At 69.6% G+C, this 18,823-nt stretch carries 19 protein-coding genes; 5 read left to right on the plus strand and 14 right to left on the minus strand.

Annotated elements, in window-relative coordinates; translation table 11 throughout:
• Positions 1–22: 22 nt before the first annotated feature.
• Both ACH49X_RS01175 and ACH49X_RS01180 read right to left on the minus strand, forming a co-directional pair.
• Positions 23–1,204, minus strand: coding sequence for a cation:proton antiporter (locus tag ACH49X_RS01175; RefSeq protein WP_195080051.1), 1,182 nt, complete (start codon positions 1,202–1,204; stop codon positions 23–25).
• A gap of 4 nt (positions 1,205–1,208) precedes the next feature.
• Positions 1,209–1,691 carry a cation:proton antiporter regulatory subunit gene (locus tag ACH49X_RS01180; protein WP_195080052.1) on the minus strand — a complete coding sequence of 161 codons (483 nt, stop codon included), beginning with the start codon at positions 1,689–1,691 and terminating at the stop codon, positions 1,209–1,211.
• A gap of 206 nt (positions 1,692–1,897) precedes the next feature.
• On the opposite strand from ACH49X_RS01180, the gene ACH49X_RS01185 reads away from it, so the two are divergent.
• Positions 1,898–4,003: an acyltransferase family protein gene (locus ACH49X_RS01185; RefSeq protein WP_323124000.1), complete on the plus strand. Its 2,106-nt coding sequence runs from the start codon at positions 1,898–1,900 to the stop codon at positions 4,001–4,003.
• A gap of 13 nt (positions 4,004–4,016) precedes the next feature.
• Here the strand turns inward: ACH49X_RS01185 and ACH49X_RS01190 are convergent, their stop codons facing one another.
• The 3 genes from ACH49X_RS01190 to ACH49X_RS01200 are packed head-to-tail and all read right to left on the minus strand — an operon-like array spanning position 4,017 to position 6,568.
• Entirely contained in the window at positions 4,017–5,540 is a 1,524-nt protein-coding gene (locus ACH49X_RS01190) for a glycosyltransferase family 39 protein (RefSeq protein WP_357207243.1), read from the minus strand.
• Positions 5,541–5,542: 2 nt separating this feature from the next.
• Positions 5,543–6,166: a TetR/AcrR family transcriptional regulator gene (locus tag ACH49X_RS01195; protein ID WP_195080054.1), complete on the minus strand. Its 624-nt coding sequence runs from the start codon at positions 6,164–6,166 to the stop codon at positions 5,543–5,545.
• Positions 6,167–6,202: 36 nt separating this feature from the next.
• Positions 6,203–6,568, minus strand: coding sequence for a nuclear transport factor 2 family protein (locus ACH49X_RS01200; RefSeq protein ID WP_195080055.1), 366 nt, complete (start codon positions 6,566–6,568; stop codon positions 6,203–6,205).
• Between the two features lie 115 nt (positions 6,569–6,683).
• Between ACH49X_RS01200 and ACH49X_RS01205 the strand changes: the two genes are divergently transcribed.
• The gene (locus ACH49X_RS01205) at positions 6,684–7,694 is read left to right on the plus strand and encodes an RNA polymerase subunit sigma-70 (RefSeq protein WP_195080056.1); all 1,011 of its coding nucleotides are present in this window, start codon (positions 6,684–6,686) and stop codon (positions 7,692–7,694) included.
• A gap of 66 nt (positions 7,695–7,760) precedes the next feature.
• Here ACH49X_RS01205 and arc read toward each other — a convergent pair whose 3' ends face one another.
• Positions 7,761–9,521, minus strand: a complete 1,761-nt coding sequence (gene arc, locus ACH49X_RS01210) for a proteasome ATPase (protein WP_195080057.1) — start codon at positions 9,519–9,521, stop codon at positions 7,761–7,763.
• A gap of 178 nt (positions 9,522–9,699) precedes the next feature.
• Between arc and ACH49X_RS01215 the strand changes: the two genes are divergently transcribed.
• A complete protein-coding gene (locus ACH49X_RS01215; RefSeq protein WP_195080058.1) occupies positions 9,700–10,215 on the plus strand; it encodes a hypothetical protein in 516 nt (171 codons plus the stop codon).
• A gap of 42 nt (positions 10,216–10,257) precedes the next feature.
• On the opposite strand, the gene ACH49X_RS01220 is transcribed toward ACH49X_RS01215, so the two are convergent.
• Positions 10,258–11,091, minus strand: coding sequence for a tRNA (adenine-N1)-methyltransferase (locus ACH49X_RS01220; RefSeq protein ID WP_195080059.1), 834 nt, complete (start codon positions 11,089–11,091; stop codon positions 10,258–10,260).
• Between the two features lie 75 nt (positions 11,092–11,166).
• Here ACH49X_RS01220 and ACH49X_RS01225 point away from each other — a divergent pair, with 75 nt between their 5' ends.
• Together ACH49X_RS01225 and ACH49X_RS01230 are read left to right on the plus strand one after the other, a co-directional pair.
• Positions 11,167–12,078: a RecB family exonuclease gene (locus ACH49X_RS01225; protein WP_195080060.1), complete on the plus strand. Its 912-nt coding sequence runs from the start codon at positions 11,167–11,169 to the stop codon at positions 12,076–12,078.
• A gap of 124 nt (positions 12,079–12,202) precedes the next feature.
• On the plus strand, positions 12,203–12,370 hold the full coding sequence (locus ACH49X_RS01230) for a hypothetical protein (RefSeq protein ID WP_195080061.1): 168 nt from the start codon (positions 12,203–12,205) through the stop codon (positions 12,368–12,370).
• A 94-nt stretch (positions 12,371–12,464) separates the two neighbouring features.
• Here the strand turns inward: ACH49X_RS01230 and ACH49X_RS01235 are convergent, their stop codons facing one another.
• From ACH49X_RS01235 to ACH49X_RS01265, 7 genes are all read right to left on the minus strand, one after another.
• Positions 12,465–13,661 (minus strand): YeiH family protein, encoded by a 1,197-nt coding sequence (locus tag ACH49X_RS01235; RefSeq protein WP_195080062.1) that lies wholly within the window; start codon positions 13,659–13,661, stop codon positions 12,465–12,467.
• Positions 13,661–13,795 (minus strand): hypothetical protein, encoded by a 135-nt coding sequence (locus tag ACH49X_RS01240; protein WP_323123999.1) that lies wholly within the window; start codon positions 13,793–13,795, stop codon positions 13,661–13,663. Before ACH49X_RS01240 ends, ACH49X_RS01235 begins: the two co-directional genes overlap by 1 nt.
• Positions 13,796–13,908: 113 nt before the next feature.
• On the minus strand, positions 13,909–14,760 hold the full coding sequence (gene hisG / locus ACH49X_RS01245; RefSeq protein WP_195080063.1) for an ATP phosphoribosyltransferase: 852 nt from the start codon (positions 14,758–14,760) through the stop codon (positions 13,909–13,911).
• Positions 14,761–14,804: 44 nt separating this feature from the next.
• Positions 14,805–15,068, minus strand: coding sequence for a phosphoribosyl-ATP diphosphatase (locus ACH49X_RS01250; RefSeq protein ID WP_039798430.1), 264 nt, complete (start codon positions 15,066–15,068; stop codon positions 14,805–14,807).
• 118 nt (positions 15,069–15,186) lie between these two features.
• Entirely contained in the window at positions 15,187–17,001 is a 1,815-nt protein-coding gene (locus tag ACH49X_RS01255) for a choline/carnitine O-acyltransferase (protein WP_357207241.1), read from the minus strand.
• The gene (locus ACH49X_RS01260; protein ID WP_357207240.1) at positions 16,998–17,834 is read right to left on the minus strand and encodes a class I SAM-dependent methyltransferase; all 837 of its coding nucleotides are present in this window, start codon (positions 17,832–17,834) and stop codon (positions 16,998–17,000) included. Before ACH49X_RS01260 ends, ACH49X_RS01255 begins: the two co-directional genes overlap by 4 nt.
• Before the next feature lie 44 nt (positions 17,835–17,878).
• Complete coding sequence (locus ACH49X_RS01265; RefSeq protein WP_195080066.1) at positions 17,879–18,742, minus strand: arpA protein; 864 nt, start codon at positions 18,740–18,742, stop codon at positions 17,879–17,881.
• Between the last annotated feature and the right edge of the window lie 81 nt (positions 18,743–18,823).

Here is an 18,823-nt window from a genome sequence, read left to right on the forward strand (position 1 = left end):
TCGCGTGCCGCCACCGTGAGCGTCAGGACACCGCGGCGCGCCGCCGCAGCAGCAGCGCCATCGCCGGTTCGACGAACCGGCTCACGACCGGTCCGAGAACCGCCATCAGCAGCACGTACGTGGTCGCCAGCGCGGCGAATTCGGCGGGGACCGCGCCCGCGGCCACCGCGAGCCCCGCGATGACGATCGAGAACTCGCCGTGGGCGACCAAGGCGGTGCCCGCGCGCGCCCGGCCCAAGCGGCCGGCACCGGCCCGCTTGGCCGCCCACCATCCGGTGGCGATCTTGCTGGCCGTGGTGACCAGCGCCAGCAGGCACGCCCAGCCCAGCACCGGTGGGATGCTCGCCGGGTCGGTGCTCAGGCCGAACAGGACGAAGAACAGCGCGGCGAACAGATCGCGCAGCGGTTCCAGCAGCTTGGTCGCGTTGTGCGCGGTCGAGTCCGAGATCGCGATGCCGAGCAGGAACGCGCCGACCGCAGCGGACACCTGCACCGCCGAGGCCGCGCCCGCAACCAGCAACGCGGAGCCGAGCAGCTTCAACAGGAAGATCTCGCGGTCGGCGCTGTCGACGATCGCGGAGACGTAGCGGCCGTACCGCAGCGCGACGATCAGCACCACGGTGACCGCCGCCAAGGCGATGCCGAGCGTCTTCAGTCCGGCCAGGAAGCCCACGCCGGCCAGCACCGCGGTCAGCACGGGCAGGTATCCGGCCATCACCAGGTCTTCGAACACCAGGATGGACAGGATCACCGGCGTCTCCCGGTTACCCAGCCTGCCCAGATCGTTGAGCACCTTCGCGACGATGCCCGAGGACGAGATGTAGGTGACCCCGGCCATCGCGATGGCGCCGGTGAACCCCCAGCCGAGGACGAGCGCAACGAGGACACCCGGCGTCGCGTTGAGCACGATGTCCACCACGCCGGCGGCCCATGATCGGCGCATGCCGGTGACCAGCTCCGGCGCGCTGTATTCCAGGCCGAGCAGCAGCAACAGCAGGACGACGCCGATTTCGCTGGCGAGATGGATGAAATCGTCGACCTGCCGCAGCTCGACCAAGCCGCCGGTGCCGAACACCAGCCCGCCGATCAGATACAGCGGAATGGGCGACATGCCGATGCGCGCGGCGATCCGGCCGAGCAGGCCCAGGCCGAAGAACACCGCGCCCAGCTGGATCAGCGCGAGCGCGGTCTCGTGTGCCACCATGCGCTCAGCCGTCTAACAGGATCTTGGCGGCGGCCTCGAGGCCATCGACCGTGCCGACGACGACGAGCACGTCCCCGGCGGTGAAGGTGAAGTCCGGCCCCGGCGACGGGATCGGTTGCCCGCTGCGGACCACAGCGACGATGGACGCTTTCGTCCTGGTGCGCATCTGGGTCTCCCCCAGCCTGCGGCCGTCGAAACGGGAGCGGTCCGGGATGGACAGCTGCCGGGTGGTCAATCCGGTGAACGCGCGGTGCTCTTCGCGCAGTTGCTCGACCAGTTGCGGCGCGCCGAGCAGGCTGGCCAGCACGGCCGCCTCCTTGCCCGACAGCGGTACCTGTTCGGTCTCGTCGGGGTTGTCCGGCTTGCTCACGATGAGATCCATCGTGCCGTCGCGATGGTCGATCACCCCTATCCGGCGTCGTGTATTGGTCAGCGGGAAATCCTTGCGTACACCGATACCCGGCAGGGGTGTCACCTCGACATTCACGATCCCACCCTATCGACCGGCCCGCCGCGCATGACGGACAGGTGCCCGAATTGTCCGTATTATCCGCCGTTTCCGCACGCCACTCCGGCCCGGCGAGTTGGACCGCGGTTCACCGCCCGTGGTAAGAGAAATGACGTGTCCCGTACCCGCCTCCGTCGCCGAGCCGTCGCGTTCCGTCGCCGCGACGAACGCGCCGTGCGAGTCCGGTGACCGTCTCGCGAGCGGTGAACCGGTTGCTCCGGCCGGGCGCGGTCGCCACCGCGGCGGCGCCGCGGGCGGGGGCCGCCGAGTACCGGCACGATCTGGACGGGCTGCGCGGCGTGGCGATAGCGCTGGTCGTCGCGTTCCACATCTGGTTCGGCCGGGTGTCGGGCGGGGTGGACGTGTTCCTGGTGCTGTCGGGGTACTTCTTCACGGGCTCGCTGCTGCGCGGCGTGGCGGCCACCGGCACGGTCCGCGTCGTGCGCACGGCGCGCAGGCTGGCACGAAGGTTGCTGCCCGCCCTGGTGACGCTGTTGGCGGCCGTGATCGTGGCGACCGTGCTGCTGCGCCCGTTCACCCAGTGGGGCGAGATGGCGGCGCAGACGCTGGCGTCGCTGCTGTACTACCAGAACTGGTATCTGGCGTTGTCCTGGTCGGACTACCTCGCCGCCGATCCGTCGGTGAGCCCGTTGCAGCACTTGTGGTCGATGGCGGTGCAGACGCAGTTCTACCTGCTCGCGCTCGTCGCCGTGGCGGCGGTCGCACGCCTGTGCCTGCGTTTCGCCCGTCCCGGCGCGGTGCGCCCGGTCCTGGCGATCCTGCTCGGCATCGGCGCGGTGGCCTCGTTCCTCTACGCCGCGCACGGCGCCGCGGCCCATCAGGGCTGGAACTACTACGACAGCTTCGCCCGCGCCTGGGAACTCTTCGCCGGGGCACTGCTGGCCATCGTCGCCCCCTTGCTGTCGCCGCCACGCTCGGCGCGGGTCGCGGCGGCGGTCCTCGGCGCGGTCGCGGTGCTCACCTGCGGTTGGCTGATCGACGGCGCCGATCGGTTCCCCGGTCCGGCCGCGCTGGTACCCGTCGGCGCCACGGTGGCGCTCATCGTCGCGGGCGGCGATCTCGCCGCCGCCCAGCAGCCGCTGCCCAACCGGCTGCTCGGCGCGCCCGCCATGGTGCGTCTCGGCGAGCTGTCCTACGCGCTGTATCTGTGGCATTGGCCGATCCTGATCTTCGTGCTGGCGCGCACCGGAGCCGCGACCGCGGGGCTGGGCGTCGGCCTGGGTGTCATCGGGGCGTCGCTGGTGCTCGCCTATCTGACGAACCGGTTCGTCGAGGAGCCGCTGCGGATGCGGTCGGGCCGTCCGGTCGCGCAGCCGCCCGCCCGCGCCGTCCGCACCGGCCGGTTGGTCGCGGCCCTCGGTGTCGCGGTGCTGGCGGTGGCGGTCGGCGAGCAGGTCGCGACAAGGGCGAATCCGCCGCGGGCGGTGGCCGTGCTCGATCCAGGGCACTATCCCGGCGCGGAAGCGCTGGTCAACGGCGCGAGTACGCCCGAGGCACCGATGCGGCCGAGCGTGTACGAAGCGCCCGCCGACGCCGCCTACCCCTCGCGCGACGGCTGCATCGCGGACTGGGACACCCGCGACGTCGTCACCTGCACCTATGGTGACGCGGACGCGCAGCGCACCATCGCGGTGGTGGGCAGCTCGCACGCCGAGCACTGGGTGCCCGCGCTCGATCTGCTCGCCCGTGAGCACGCCTTCCGGGTCGAGGTGTACCTGAAGATGGGCTGCCCGCTGACGGTGGCGGCGGAACCGATGTACAAGGGTGAGGCGAATCCGGACTGCCGCGACTGGTCCGTCGAGGTGATCGACCGCCTCGGCCTCGAACGCCCGGAGTGGGTCTTCACGACGGCGACCCGGCCTCGCGACGGCGCGGGCGACGAGACCCCGCCCGACTATCCAGAAGTCTGGACGCGGCTGGCCGATCGTGGACTCAATGTGCTCGCCATCCGCGATACGCCGTGGCTGCGCCGCGACGGCGTGCGGTACCGGGCCATCGATTGCCTGGCCCAGCACGGCGACCGGATCAGTTGCGGGATGCCACGCGCGGCCGCGCTGGACGAGGTGAACCCGGCGCTGGAGTTCGCCGCCTCGTTCCCCAACGTTTTTCCGCTGGATCTGTCCGACGCGCTGTGTGAACGCGACGTCTGCGCGGTCAGCGAGGGCAACGTCCTCATCTATCACGACGAGCACCACCTCACGGCCAGCTATTCGCGGTCGCTGGCGCCGGAACTGGGCAGGCACTTGTCGCCGATCCTCGGCTGGTGGTGAGAGCGCGAACGGATCAGTTCAGCCGCAACATGTCCGGCCAGGCGCGCGACCACGGCACGAGCGGTTGCGCGCAGCGCCAGACGGTGACGCCCCGGGTGACTCCCGGATATCCGAGCCGGGCGTCGACCTGCCCGGCCGCGCTCACCTGGGCGCAGTGCGCGCGCACGTCGGTCTCGGCGCCGCCTACCCACAGCACCGTCGTCGCCGTGTCCGGCGGGGTGCCGAAGTAGCCGAAACCGCGATTGGGGCTATAGCTGGCGGGCAGACCATAGGACGCGCGGGCGAGGTCCAAAGCGCTTGCCTGCCAATAGGAATCGGCGATCACCACGGCCGAGGCCCGCTCGTGCTCCGGCAGCGCCGCGTAGGCCGCCGCCGTCCCGGCCGCGAGTTCCGACCAGCCGAACCGCCCGTAGATCGCGATCTCGAATCCCGCCTGAGCCCGGGTGTCGACCGGCTCGATGTCGGACTCCGGACGCAAGGGCAGCGAGAAGACAACCGCGGCAACGGACAACGCGGCCACCGCAGCGGTGAGCAGCAGGCGCGAGCGCCGCCGGTTCTCCATCCACCGCACCGCACCGACCGCGATCAGCGCTCCGTAGCAGCCCGCCGCGTAATACGGCCGTCCGCCGGTCACGATGAAGATCACGGCCAGGACCACCGGCATCAGCCCGAGAAACCGGTAGGGCCGCAGACTTTCGGCGCGCAGCAGCGCCCACACTCCATACACCAGCAGCAGTCCGCCGATCACACCGGCGGAGGCGAGGGCCAGCGGCAGCCAGCTGTAGCGCCCGCCGATCGTGGCTTGTTCCGCGGCGACCACCCCACCCAGACGCAGCTGCGGCCAGTCACGTTCCGCCTGCCACACGAGGCTGGGCGCCGACGTGACGACGACGATCGCGCCGCCCCACCACAGGGCGGGGCGGCGCAGCAGCTCGCGGGGTCCGTAGATCGCCACCCCGATCGCGAGCGCGATCCAGAAGAATGGGATCAGCCACTTCACCTGCATGTCCACGGCGGTGACCAGCGCAGCGGCCAGCAGCAAGCCGTCGCGGCGGGTGCGCACCCAGCGAATCACCAGCCAGCTCACCACCACCCACAACGCCGTGTCGATCGTGTTCGTGGCCAGCAAAGTACCCTGCACCAGCAGGAACGGTGAGGTGGCGTAGGCTGCGGCGGCCAGCACCTGCGCCGGCCGGTCGCCCCCGAACTCCCTGGCGATCTGGGCGGTCAGCACCACCGCGGCCACCGTGACGAGCACGGCCGGAAGACGCAGCGCCACCAGCGAATCCGGGGCGAGCAGATCCATCGCCCGCGCGATCGCGGGCAGCAACGGTCCCTGATCGGCGTAACCGACCGTGAGCCTGCGGCCCGCCGCGACGAAATACAGTTCGTCGCCGAAGAATCCGTACCGCCCGATCGAGGCCAGCAGCGCCACGGCGGCCGATGCCGCCACCGCCGCGACCCCGCCGAAGGCGAACGGGGGCAACGGTTCGGCGTGATCATCCGGGCGCCGCCGGCCGCCCAGTACTTCAGTCATCCTTATCCCTTCCGGGTGGCCGCGTCGAACAGCCTGCACAGGTGCGACGCATACGCGTCCATCGCGAAATCCGGTTCCCGTACCGCCCGCCCGGCCGCGCCGTCGATGGCGTCACGAATGGACTTGGCCATCAACAGCGGGTCGAACTCGCCGAACTCGCCGCCGCGCTGCCCTTCGGCGAGGATGTCGGCCAGGGGCGCGATGATGTCGCGCTCGCCGTCGGCGGAGCTGAACTTGGGGTTGCCGTCCGCGTCCCGCAGATTGGTCACCACCTCGACCAGAGCCGCCACGTACGTGGTGTTGGCGTCGATGAAGCCGAGATTCGATTCGAGATAGGCCAGCAGGCCTGCGCGCGGTCCGGCCGCCGCGGCGACCCGCGGCGCGATGTACTCCGCGGCCGAGACGTACAGCTGCACCACCAACTGCGTCATCAGATCGTCTTTGCCCTCGAAGTGGTAGGAGATGACGCCTTTGGAGATGCCCGCGCGCTCGGCGATCCGCGCCAGTGAAGCATTCGCGTACCCGCCCTCGGAGATCACCTCGACGGCGGCGGCGATGATCTGCCGCCGCCGCGCCTCCTCGATGAACGACCTCCGCTGGCCGCCCGTGCTACTTTCTGGCCGCATGGTCAAAATTTAGCACGGACGGCCAGGCGCGGTACGTCAGCTGGCCGCGGCCCTGGCGGCGTCGAACGGCGCGCGGTCGAAGACGATCCGGATATAGGTGATGCGACCGTCGACCACCGTGTGCCACTCCGCACCCGGCGCGTGTGCGACCGGAACCGTCGTGGTGTCGTACATCAGCAGCGCGGTGCGGTCGTCACCGAACGACGCGAGCAACGTCGCGCCGGTCAGGATCCGGCTGAACGGTTCGAGGAATTCGCGGAAGGCCGCGGCTCCGACGATCCGCCCGGCGGGCGCGTCGCAGACGATCTCCTCGGCGACATAGGTCATCGCCGCGGCGAAGTCGTGCCCGGTCCAGGCGTGGTAGAACGCCAGCGAGGTCCCGAGGGCGGTTCGGTCCGACATGATGTCTCCTTCCAGTAGGCATCGGCGCGTCGCCGTGCTGTAGGTAGTGACACCGCGAACGGCCGCGAGGGAACGCGCCGTGTGGAAGAGCCCGCGAACTGGCAACATCGGCGGCGTGCGGCAGAGCATCCTGGAACGGGCGCGGGCGGGCGACGAGACGGCGTTTCGCGCCCTCACCGACCCGTACCGGCGCGAACTGGAGCTGCATTGCTACCGGCTGCTCGGCTCGCTGACCGACGCGGAGGACATGCTCCAGGAGACCTTGCTGGCGGCCTGGCGCGGCTTGCCCGGGTTCCAGCAGCGGTCCTCGCTACGCTCCTGGCTCTACCGCATCGCCACCAATCGCTGCCTCAACGCGTTGCGCGACGCCCGTCGCCGCCTCCCACCGGAGCCGGTGCCGCCGTTCGCGCCGCCCGAACCCACCCGCAGGGACGGAATCCGCTGGTTGCAGCCGTACCCGCTCGGCGAAGCCGAGCTCGCCGATACCGCGCCCGGCCCGGAAGCCCGCTACGCGGCCGCCGAAGCCGTCGAACTCGCCTTCGTCATGGGGTTGCAGCGGCTGCCGCCCCGGCAAGCCGCGTGCCTCGTGCTGCGCGACGTGCTCGGCTTCCCGGTCGCCGAAGTGGCCGAACTGCTCGGCGTCACGCCCGTCGCGGTCAAGGGGAACCTGCAACGCGCACGAGCATCGCTGGACCGCCATCGCGGGCACCGCGTCCCGCGGCAGGCCACACCCGACGAGCACGACCTCGCCCGCCGCTTCGCCGTGGCCTACCTCGCGGGCGACATCGACGGTGTCGTCGCACTGCTCACCGATGACGCCTGGCTGTCGATGCCCCCAGCGCCGCACGAGTACCAGGGCCGCGCCGCGATCGCGGCGTTCCTGTCGGCCTCCTTCGCCTACCGCGGCGCACGCCGCGCCCACCTGCTGCCGACGCACGCCAACGGGCTGCCCGCGTTCGGCACCTATCTCGACGACTCGTTCCGGCCGGTCGCCACCCCGGCCGGCCTGCTCGTGCTCGCCTCCGCCGGCGACCGCATCAGCGCAATCACCCGCTTCCATCTCGACGCCCTCTATCCCCGGTTCGGGCTTCCCCCGCAGCTGGCGACCGGCCCGTCACCGGCATGACCCGCACCCGGGCAGCGAAAGGGCCGCGCCTCCGGAGAGACGCGGCCCTTCGTGGCCGGCGCGACCTTACAGGTACTGGCCGGTGTTCGACTCGGTGTCGATGGCGCGGCTGGCGCTGGCGTTCTTGCCGGTGACCAGCGTGCGGATGTAGACGATCCGCTCGCCCTTCTTGCCGGAGATGCGTGCCCAGTCGTCCGGATTCGTCGTGTTGGGCAGATCCTCGTTCTCGGAGAACTCGTCCACGATCGAATCGTAGAGATGCTGGATGCGCAGACCGGGGCTGCCCGTGTCGAGCACCGACTTGATCGCGTACTTCTTGGAGCGGTCCACGATGTTCTGGATCATGGCGCCGGAGTTGAAGTCCTTGAAGTACAGGACCTCCTTGTCACCGTTGGCGTAGGTGACCTCCAGGAAGCGGTTGTCCTCGCTCTCGGCGTACATCCGGTCGACGACGCGTTCGATCATGGCGTTGATGCACAAGACCTTGTCGCCGCCGAACTCGGCCAGATCGTCGTCGTGCAGCGGCAGGTCCTCGGTGAGGTACTTCGAGAAGATGTCCTGCGCCGACTCCGCGTCCGGACGCTCGATCTTGATCTTCACATCCAGGCGGCCCGGCCGCAGGATCGCCGGATCGATCATGTCCTCACGGTTGGAGGCGCCGATCACGATGACGTTCTCCAAGCCCTCGACACCGTCGATCTCCGACAGCAGCTGCGGCACCACCGTGGTCTCGACGTCCGAGGAGACGCCGGAGCCGCGGGTGCGGAAGATCGAGTCCATCTCGTCGAAGAACACGATCACCGGCGTGCCCTCGGAGGCCTTCTCCCTGGCCCGCTGGAAGATGATCCTGATGTGGCGCTCGGTCTCGCCCACGAACTTGTTGAGCAGCTCGGGGCCCTTGATGTTCAGGAAGTACGACTTGGCTTCCTTGGCATCCTCACCGCGCGCCTCGGCGATCTTCTTGGCCAGCGAGTTGGCCACCGCCTTGGCGATGAGCGTCTTACCGCAGCCGGGCGGACCGTAGAGCAGCACGCCCTTCGGCGGACGCAGCGCGTACTCGCGGAACAGGTCCTTGTGCAGGAACGGCAGCTCCACCGCGTCGCGGATCTGCTCGATCTGCCTGCCGAGACCGCCGATGTCGCTGTAGTCGACGTCGGGCACCTCTTCCAGCACGAGATCCTCGACCTCGGCCTTGGGGATGCGCTCGAAGGCGAATCCGGCCTTCGTGTCCACCAGCAGCGAGTCGCCCGGCCGCAGCTTGCGGATGGGGGAATCGGGATCGTCCAGATCGTCCATCTCGGCGACCTTCGCCAGCGGGCCCGCCAGCCACACCACGCGCTCCTCGTCGGCATGGCCGACGACCAGGGCGCGACGCCCGTCGTCGAGGATCTCCCGGAGGGTGCCGATCTCGCCGACCGCGTCGTAGTGCCCGGCCTCGACGACCGTGAGCGCCTCGTTGAGGCGGACGGTCTGACCGTATTCGAGCGTCGAGGTCTCGATGTTCGGTGAACACGTCAACCGCATCTTGCGACCCGAAGTGAACACGTCGACCGTCTGATCGTCGTACACACCGATCAGAATGCCGTATCCGCTCGGCGGCTGACCCAGCCGATCGACCTCCTCGCGGAGCGCGACCAGTTGCTGGCGCGCTTCCTTGAGTGTGTCCATCAGCTTCGTGTTGCGAATGGTCAGCGAATCGATGCGGGCTTCCAATTCCCGTGTGCGATCCGGCGAGTCGGCGAGTTGCCTTCGGAGTGCAGCCGCCTCGGCGCGTACCGCCTCGAGCTCTCTCCAGGCCGCCGAATCCGAATTCTCGATGGGGCTCATGTGCTGCTCCTCCCAGTCCCGGTCTATCAACGCTACCGGGCGCGACCCGTTCTCGCTTTCCGACATGGTTTCGTGGTGATCACATCTGGGCCGCGATCGGCGGCCGGACCACCATGTTAGCCTGCCCTAACCCGACCATGGCGAGCGTGCTCGCCGCCGAGCCGAAAGGTTGCCGACCATGCTCCTTCCCGCGAGAACCTTGCGTCTTTCCCTTGTCACCGCCGCGGCGGCGGTGGCCATTTCCGGCGCGGTGGCGGCGTGCGGCTCCGACGACGACTCCACCGGCGCGGCGAGCTCCGCCACCACCAGCGCCGCCGCGTCGGGTACCCACGATCACTCCGCCCATGCGACCGGTGCGCCGACCGCCGAGACCCTGCAGGCCGTGCTGGTGAAGCTCGCCGATCCGACTGTACCCACCGCGGAGAAGACCGAGCTGATCGTCGACGGTGAGAAGCGCACGGCGAACATCGACCAGATGAACAAGGGCCTGCAGGGTTACGCGCTCACCTTCGCCGTCGCCGACATCACCACCCAGGGCAACACCGCGAACGCCCAGGTGACCATCACCTCCCCGCACGGCTCCGCGCCAGCCGTGCCGCTGAGCTGGGAGAACGTCGACGGCACCTGGAAGCTGTCGGACGCAAGCGGCTGTCTGCTGCTCGGCTTCGCGCAGGCGCCCTGCGTCCCGGCCTGAGTCGCGCCGAGCGGCCACGCCCTTTCGCCCGCCCGGCCGCGCTCAGCCCTTCGACGGCCTGCGCTGCGGCTTGGGCGTGACGGTGCCCTCGGCCAGCCTGCGGGCGCTGACCAGGAAGGCGGTGTGGCCCTGCATGCGATGTTCGGGCCGCACCGCGAGGCCGACCACGTGCCACGGCCGCACCAGCGACTCCCAGGAGCGCGGCTCGGTCCAGCACTCCTGCTCGCGCAGCGCTTCGACCACCTTCGACAGCTGGGTGACGGTGGCGACATAGACGATCAGCACGCCGCCCGGCACCAGCGCCTTGGACACCGCCGGTAGCGCGTCCCACGGCGCGAGCATGTCCAGCACGGCGCGATCGACCGGCTCCCCGGTGTAGCCGGCCACGTCGCCCACGGTCAGCGACCAGTTCGCCGGCCGCTCGCCGAAGAACGTCTCGACGTTGCGGATCGCGTGCTCGGCGTGATCGTCGCGGATCTCGTAGGACACCACCTGCCCCTGCGGACCCACTGCCCGCAGCAGCGAGCAGGTCAGCGCACCGGATCCGGCGCCGGCTTCCAGCACGCGCGCGCCGGGGAACATGTCGCCCTCGTGCACGATCTGCGCGGCGTCCTTCGGATAGATGACCGCGGCGCCGCGCGGCATGGACAGCACGTAGTCGATCAGCAGCGGACGCAGCGCGAGGTAGGGCGTGCCGTTGGTGGAATGCACCACGCTGCCCTCGTCGGCGCCGATCAGGCTGTCGTGCTTGATTCCGCCGCGATGGGTGTGGAATTCCTTGCCCGGCTCCAAGACCACCGTGTACAGGCGCCCTTTGGCATCGGTCAGCTGCACCCGGTCACCGATGGTGAATGGCCCGGTCCGTCTGGCCGTCATGAATCTCCGTCCCGCTCGTTGGGTTCCGTGCTGTCCGGCACCGGAGTGTCGGTGCCGCCGGATAGCCTGCCAGGTATGTGCTCGCCCGTGTCCACGCCCCCTGCCGACGACGCGCGGACCTCCCAGCCCGATGCGACGGCCCGCCGCGCCAGGCCCGCGCTGTCGCCCTCCCGGGCAATGGATTTCAAGCAGTGTCCGCTGAAATACCGGTTCCGCGCGATCGATCGGATACCGGAGCGGCCGTCGGTGCACGCGGTGCGCGGCACGGTGGTGCACGCGGTGCTGGAGGATCTCTACGGGCTGCCCGCCGCCGAGCGGGTGCCCGAGCGCGCCGAGGCCCTGGTGCCGTCGTCCTGGGCGCGGGTGCACGCGCAACAGCCGGAGGTGGCGGAACTGATCGCAGCCGGGCAACTCGAGGCGTTCCTCGACGAGGTGCGCGCACTGGTGCGGCGGTACTACCGGCTGGAGGATCCGACCCGGTTCGATCCGGAATCGCGGGAAGCGCGGGTCGAGGTGGAACTGGCCGACGGCGCGCCGCTGCGCGGATTCGTCGACCGGATCGACATCGCGCCGAACGGTGCCCTGCGCGTCGTGGACTACAAGACCGGCCGAGTACCCGGACCGACGCAAGAGACCAAGGCGCTGTTCCAGCTGAAGTTCTACGCGCTGGTGGTGCTGCGCACCCGCGGCCTCGTGCCCGCCCAGCTACGGCTGATCTACCTGGCCGACGAGCAGATCCTCACCTACGCCCCCGATGAGCAGGAGTTGCTGCGCTTCGAACGCACGCTTTCGGCGCTGTGGGCGGCCATCCTCGAGGCGGGGCGCACCGGGGACTTCCAGCCGAACACCGGCTGGTTGTGCTCCTACTGCGACTACAAGCCACTGTGCCCGGCGTTCGGCGGCACGCCACCGCCCTATCCCGGCTGGCCGCGCGAGGGCGTCACCGAATCCCCGGACGAGACCCTCGCCGAAGCCGTCTCGGACTGACGTTCTAGTGGCCCAGAGCGGTCACAGGAAGTCCGATGAGGTCCCGCGCTCGCCGAGCAGGAGAACCGCCACGATCAGGACCGCGACCAGAACCGCGTCACCCGCGACGATCAACAGATCGCGAATGCGCGTCTACGCCGCGCCGTTCCCGGAGGCACCGTCGTCCGCCGGGGCGCTCGCTCGCAGACCCGGCTCCGCCGCGGCCTTCTGGTCGTCGATCCTGTCCGGCACGACCGACAGCCTTCCCGGTGAGCCCGGTGGTTTCGAACCGACCCGCGAAACCGGCCGGTGAACGTTTCTCCAACGGCGGGCCGCCCGCTACCGGAGTCCAGGAGCGAGCGACACCGCGTGCCCAGGTTTCGGTTGCGTATCCACCGCAGCCGGCTTCAGGCGGTGAAATCGCGGAACAGCAGCACCGAGAGCCCGAGCCCCACCGCGAGATTCACGACCGCGGCCGATCCGAACACCACGACCGGCCGCCAGCCCGCTTCCCGCAGCCCGCGCAGCGAGAACTCCAGGCCGATGGAGACGAACGCGAAGATCAGGAACCAGGTGCGCAGATCGTTGACGATCGCGATGTGCGCCGCGCCGGACTTCTTGTCCACCGCCTGCAGGTACAGCGTGCCGATGATCGATGCGGCGACGAAGCCGAGCACGAACTTCGGGAACCGCTCCCAGAACTGGCGCGGCGACGGCCGCACCGCACCGGGCGTGCGCTCGACACGCAACGTGAAGTACGCGGTCAGCGCGATGGCGACCACGCCGATCAGCGCGTTCTGCGTGGTCTTGACGATCGTGGCGATCTGCAGCGCCTTCTCCCCCGCGATCGCGCCCGAGGCCGCGACCGCCGCCGTGGTGTCTATATTGCCGCCGATCCAGGCGCCCGCGACCTCGTCCGAGAGCCCGAGCACCTCCGCCAGCCAGGGCAGCAGGAAGATCGACGGCAGCGCGAAGACGATCACCAGCGAGGCCGCGTAGGCGATCTGCTCGCGCCGCGCCTGCACCGCGCCCGCCGCGGCGATGGCCGCGCTGACACCGCAGATCGACACCGCCGAGGACAGCAGCGCGCGCAGCTTGTCGTCCAGCCCGAGACGTCCGCCCAGCCACCAGGTGAAACCGAACACGGTGGTGATCAGCAGCAGCGCTTGCAGGATCGACGGGCCCGCCGCGGTGACCAGCACCTTCAGGTTGATCGATGCGCCGAGCAGCACCACGCCGGTCTTGATGAAGAACTCGGTGCGGAAGCCCGCCGAAAGCCGGTCCCGCAGTCCGAGTTTGCTCAGTACGAGATTGCCGAGCAGGCCGAGGGCGATGGCGTACACCGGGAATTCGATCGACTTGGCGACCCGCTGGAACGGGGTGTCCACCGACCACCGCGGGACGTGTGTCTCGAAGTAGCGGGTGAGAGCGCCCAGTACCAGCACGACCGCGACACCGGCGGCGATGGCCGCGATGGTCGGCCGGGACGTCGCCTGCACCACCTCGGTCTCCGACGAGGGCAGCCCGGACGGCGCGTCGGCCGCAGATCGGTTGTCGGCCAGCGTTTCCGGTTCCTTCGCCGCTCCGGCTCCGGTCTCGGCCATCACGGCACCAGCCAATCCGGAATCGCGCCGAGCAGGACCAGCGCGATCAAGACCAGCCCGGCGATCGCCGCCAGCCAGTCCTCGTTCCAGGTGAATGTGCTGCCCGACTGCTCATCGGGTGGTGACTGTGACACGGGGGCTCCTTGCGTTTCCTCATCGAGAGGCCGCACGGTAGCAACACCCGGTCACAGCGCACACCGATTGCGCTCAGCCTGAACGGATCAGGCGGATCGGGCGAATCCGGCGTTCAGAATGCCCGGCAGGAGCGGATGTCCGTGGCCAGGATGGCTTTCGCGCCCAGATCTGCCAGCTTGTCCATCAGCTCGTTGCTCTGCTTGCGCGGAACCATCGCGCGCACCGCCACCCATCCGGTGTCGGCCAGCGGCGCCACGGTCGGCGACTCCAGCCCGGGGGTGATCACGACCGCCTCGTCGAGCAGGTTCTTCGGGCAGTCGTAGTCGAGCATGACGTACTGCTGGGCGAACACCACGCCCTGGATCCTGGCGACGAGCTGATTGCGCGCCCGGTCGCCGCGATCGGCGTCCTCGCGCTCGACCAGCACGCCCTCGGAGTCGCACAGCGATTCACCGAACGCGACCAGGTTGTGCTGGCGCAGCGTGCGCCCCGAGCCGACCACGTCGGCGATGGCGTCGGCGACGCCGAGCTGGATGGAGATCTCCACCGCGCCGTCGAGGCGGATCACCTCGGCCTCGATGCCGCGGCGGCGCAGATCAGCGAGCACCAGGTTCGGGTAGGACGTCGCGATGCGCTTGTCACGCAGGTCGTCGACCTTCCATTCGCGTCCGGCCGGGGCCGCGTAACGGAAGGTGGAGCGGCCGAAGCCGAGCGCGAGCCGTTCCTGCACCGGCGCGCCGGAGTCGAGGGCCAGATCACGTCCGGTGATGCCGAGATCCAGTTCGCCGGAACCGACGTAGATCGCGATGTCCTTGGGCCGCAGGAAGAAGAACTCGACCTGATTGGCCGGGTCCAGCACGGTGAGGTCGCGCGAATCGGTGCGCTTGCGGTAGCCCGCCTCCGCGAGGATCGAGACGGCGGATTCGGAGAGGGCGCCTTTGTTGGGGACTGCGACGCGCAGCATGGAGGGAGTCCTTTCGGGAGGTGTAACGGGTGTCGGACGTGCCGTCACAGATGTCGGTACACGTCCTCGAGCTTCAGCCCGCGACCCACCATCAGCACCTGCACCCAATACAGCAGCTGGGAGATCTCCTCGGCGAGCGACTCGTCGCTCTCGTGTTCGGCGGCCAGCCACACCTCGCCGGCCTCTTCGAGCACCTTCTTACCCTGGGTATGCACGCCTGCGTCCAGCGCGGCAACGGTTCCGGACCCCTCGGGGCGGTTGACCGCACGATCCTGCAGCTCGGCGAACAGGGATTCGAAGTTCTTCACGATGAGCCATTGTTTCAGACCCGGATGCGGGCCTGTTGCTCCGGCCCACGAAGGCCGGTGAAGGCAACCGCCCGGTGCGCCCGCCCCTTGCCGTGGCGGGCGCACCGGGCGGAGAACGCTAGTTTCCGGCGAGCAGCGCCTGCAGATCGGCGACGGCCGTGCGGAGGTGGTCGGCGAAGGCGTACATCTGGTCGGCGACCGGTTTCGGGGTGGCGAGGTAGAGATTCCAGCGGTCCGGCAGCAGGACGTAGGCGATGCCGATGCAGCGGGAGCTGGTGGAGCCGAAGCCGAAGTAACGGATGTTGACCGACGGCGCCGAGCTGGTGCTCAGGTAGTCGTCCCGCATGATCGTCCAGCCGGGGCTGTCGTAGAGCGGGATCGGGTCGGTGACGCCCAGTTCCGCGCCGCGGCGACGCTGGATCCACTGCAACTCCCACAGGTGCTGCTCGGGCGCGTCCCCGGCCTGGCACTGCTTGGCCCGCTCCACGTGCGCGGCCGCGGCGGTGCGCGCCGCGGCGAGCTTCGCCTCGGCGCTCGCGTCCTGGTCCTGCATCGCGTCCACGAAGGCGATCATCTCCGGGGTGATCACCCGCATGGCCTCGGTGCGGCCGTTGCGGTACTGCCTGGTGGCGATGGACTCGTAGGTCGCGCCGGTGAGCCCCTTGCTGCGCCGGTGGGCCAACTGGTAGCTCAGCTGCGCGAACGCGTCCGGCGAGATGCCCAGCTGCTTGGCCTTGGCGGTGCCGAAATCCGGGAACGACACCGTCTGGGTGGCGTTCGCCGCCGCGTACTGGGCGAAGGCCGCGCCCGCCGCGGCGATATCGCTGCGCTGTGCCTCGTCCAGCACGAACTCGACCGCCTCCACCGCGGGCAGCCCCTGCGCCTGCGCGCCGGAGTGGGCGGCGTGTTCCTGCACCGTGGTCTCCAGCAGGGTGTCCACGAACGACAGGATGGTGGTGCCGTCCAGCCCGCAGTGCTCGACGTTGATGCCGGCCTGTCCGTCGGCGAAGACGATGAAGGACACCGACTTGTCGAACCACCGGTTCGCGCTGTCGCCGTGCAGCAGCTCGTCGCAGGCGTGCAGCTCGTCGCGCGGAGCGAAGTCCTCCAGGCAGACGGCGAACAGTGCGGTCTCGATGGTGTCCAGCGCCGCCGCGTTCGCCGGCTCGGCCAGCAGCCGCTGCCTGCTCTGCGCCCATTCCGCGCGAGCCTTGGTGGTGAGGTGCCCCACGGCGGTGTCGGTGTGTGCCGGGCGCGCGCCCGCCTTCAGCACCGCGCGCAGCCCGTCGGCGAGATCCTCCGGCGAGTACGGCGCTCCGTCCGGACCGATCACGTCCATCCGGAACGTGCTGCCGTGGAAGAACACCACGATGTGCCGGGCCTGCGACGGGCCCGGCCATTCCGCGCTGTAGGGCACGCGCACCGTGTCCTGCTCCACGCCGGGGATCCTGGTCTCGGAGAACAGGTACTTGTTCTGCCACATGGACAGTTGCTGCCCGCGCTGGGTCACCGGCGGGATGGCCTCCCGGTCGAGCGCCAGCTTGTAGTCGACGGCGGCGGAGATGATGCCCGCCGCACGGTCCACCTGGGTCGCGGCGGTGGACGTGGCCAGTGGGGTGTCGTCCTGGAACAGGAAGAAGAAGTTCGCGTTCAGGGCGATCCGGTCGCGCCTGCCCAGATACCGCGACGGCCAGAACAGGTCGAGCCAGCTGCCGACGCCGGGCGTCGCGTCGTACTCCGCGAGCGCCGCGTGCAGCGTGCGCCCCGGCCCGTCGGGCCGCAGCAGGTCGTCGACCGCGGCCCGGGTGGCCGCGATCTCGTCGGCGGTCAGCAGCGGCTCGCACCACTGCAGGAACCGGCTACAGCTGTCCTCCAGCGTCGGCAGGGGCACCCGGGGTAGGTGGTCGTCGGCGGCGAAGGTGCGTTCGGTCAATGCGAGTCCTCGGTGTCGGCGTGATGTTTCGGCAGCGGCCTGGAGACATACAGGTTGGCATACAGCCAGCCCTGATCTTCCCGGCCGGTCGTGTCGATCCCGTTGGCGGACAGGGTGTTCAGCACCTGCGCCTGTTCGGCCGCGGAGGCGAACCGGCGTTGCTGGTACAACCCCGGCGCCTGCTCGGTCCGGTAGCCGAGCGCGGCGAGTTCCGCCTCGATCGGTGCGAAGTCGAACATGCGCAGTACGAAGTGTGCCATCCACGGCCGCCTGCGCGGGTGCGCGGTGGCCACTCGGGTCAAAGTCTTCTCGGTGATGTAGCCGACGCAGCCGGTGGAGACGACCAGATCGGCGGTCGCCAGCAGGGCGCGCTGCTCGTCGGTCGGTTCGCCGGACTCCAGGTCGGCGTGTACCGCCTCGTGCAGGAGCCCGGCCTCGCGCGCGTACTCGAGGGCCGGGCGCGCGGCGTCCATCCCGATGAAGCGGACGTCCTCGGCCTCGGCCCGCGCCGCGACGCGGGCTCGATCGCGCCGGATCAGATCGGCGCGGTCGGCGTCCGCGGCGGCGTAGTGCTCGGCCAGCTCGCCGATGGTGGTGTCCAGACGCAGCAGCGCGGCGTTGACGCCGTAGGAGCACCCGAGATCGAGCACGGTCGGCACGCCGACCCGGGCGGAGGCGCGGAACTCCCGGATCTGCTGCTGGAAGAGCGGTTTCGCCAGTTCCGGAATGCGGTAGTCCAGTTCGGACATGCGCGCGTAGTAAGCGCGTGGATCCGGGCGGACGTAGATATCGTCGAAAGACGCTTTCCCGGTGGTGTCTAACGGCACTGGCACTGTCGGTCCTCTCGGGTCGAGCTCGGTCAGTCGAGCCGTTCGGCTCAGTCGAGCAGTCGATCGCCCCGGACGGCGTCGGCCGCGGCGGCTAGGTGGTCGGGTAGCACGCGGCCGAACAACTGCCGGGTGCGTTCCACCGTGCCGACCATCCCGGGACGATCGGTGTAGGCGAAAATGGCCGAATGGCGCTGGCGCGCACCGCCGACGGGTGAGACGCGGTGCAACGAGAAGCGACCCTGGAACAGCTGCAGGTCGCCCGGACGCAGTTCGAGCCGCTGGACGAATCGTTCGCCGGTGCCGGTGAGCACGGCGCGGACGTCGTCGAGATGTTCCGCCTCGGGTGTGCGGATATTGGGGCAGTACTCGAAGACACCACCGTCCTCGGCGGGCTGGGTGAGCATCGAGACGGTGAATTCGTTGGTGTCGAAATGCCAGGGATGCGACATTCCCGGCGCGACGACGTTGAGGCACAGTCCCGCCAGGGGATCGGCGAACTCGTGCAGTTCGGACAGGCCGAAGCAGTCGGCGACGAAGCGCTGGAACAGTTCGTCGGTGTAGAGCCGGTGGATCAGCGCGTCGGCGGGAATGCGGTCGCGGGGGACGAAGGCGTTGCCCCGTTCCAGCACGATCCGGCCGGGGTGGTCCTGCGGCAGGTCGGCGTCCAGGGGAATGTTGTAGGCGTTGACCCGCTCGACCTCGTAGTGCGCGTGCGGGGCCATCAGCTCGCCCTGCGCCCGCAGGGTTTCGGTCAGTTCGGGACGGATGAATCCACGTAGCACCGTGCAACCGGTCTCGGCCAGCTCGGCACGGGCGCGCCGGATCGCTTCCCGCAGCGCGGGTCCTTCCGGGTCCGCCAGGGGATATTGTGCGGTATCAACGATCTCGTCGAGGACGCCCAACGCTGCCATGGCGTCATTTTGGTGGAGCGCTCGCCGACACGCCCGGGATTCGGCGAGATTGCCGGTGATCACGGTCACACCTATCATCTG

This window comes from Nocardia sp. NPDC019323, from assembly GCF_044389845.1.
Taxonomy (GTDB): domain Bacteria; phylum Actinomycetota; class Actinomycetes; order Mycobacteriales; family Mycobacteriaceae; genus Nocardia; species Nocardia implantans.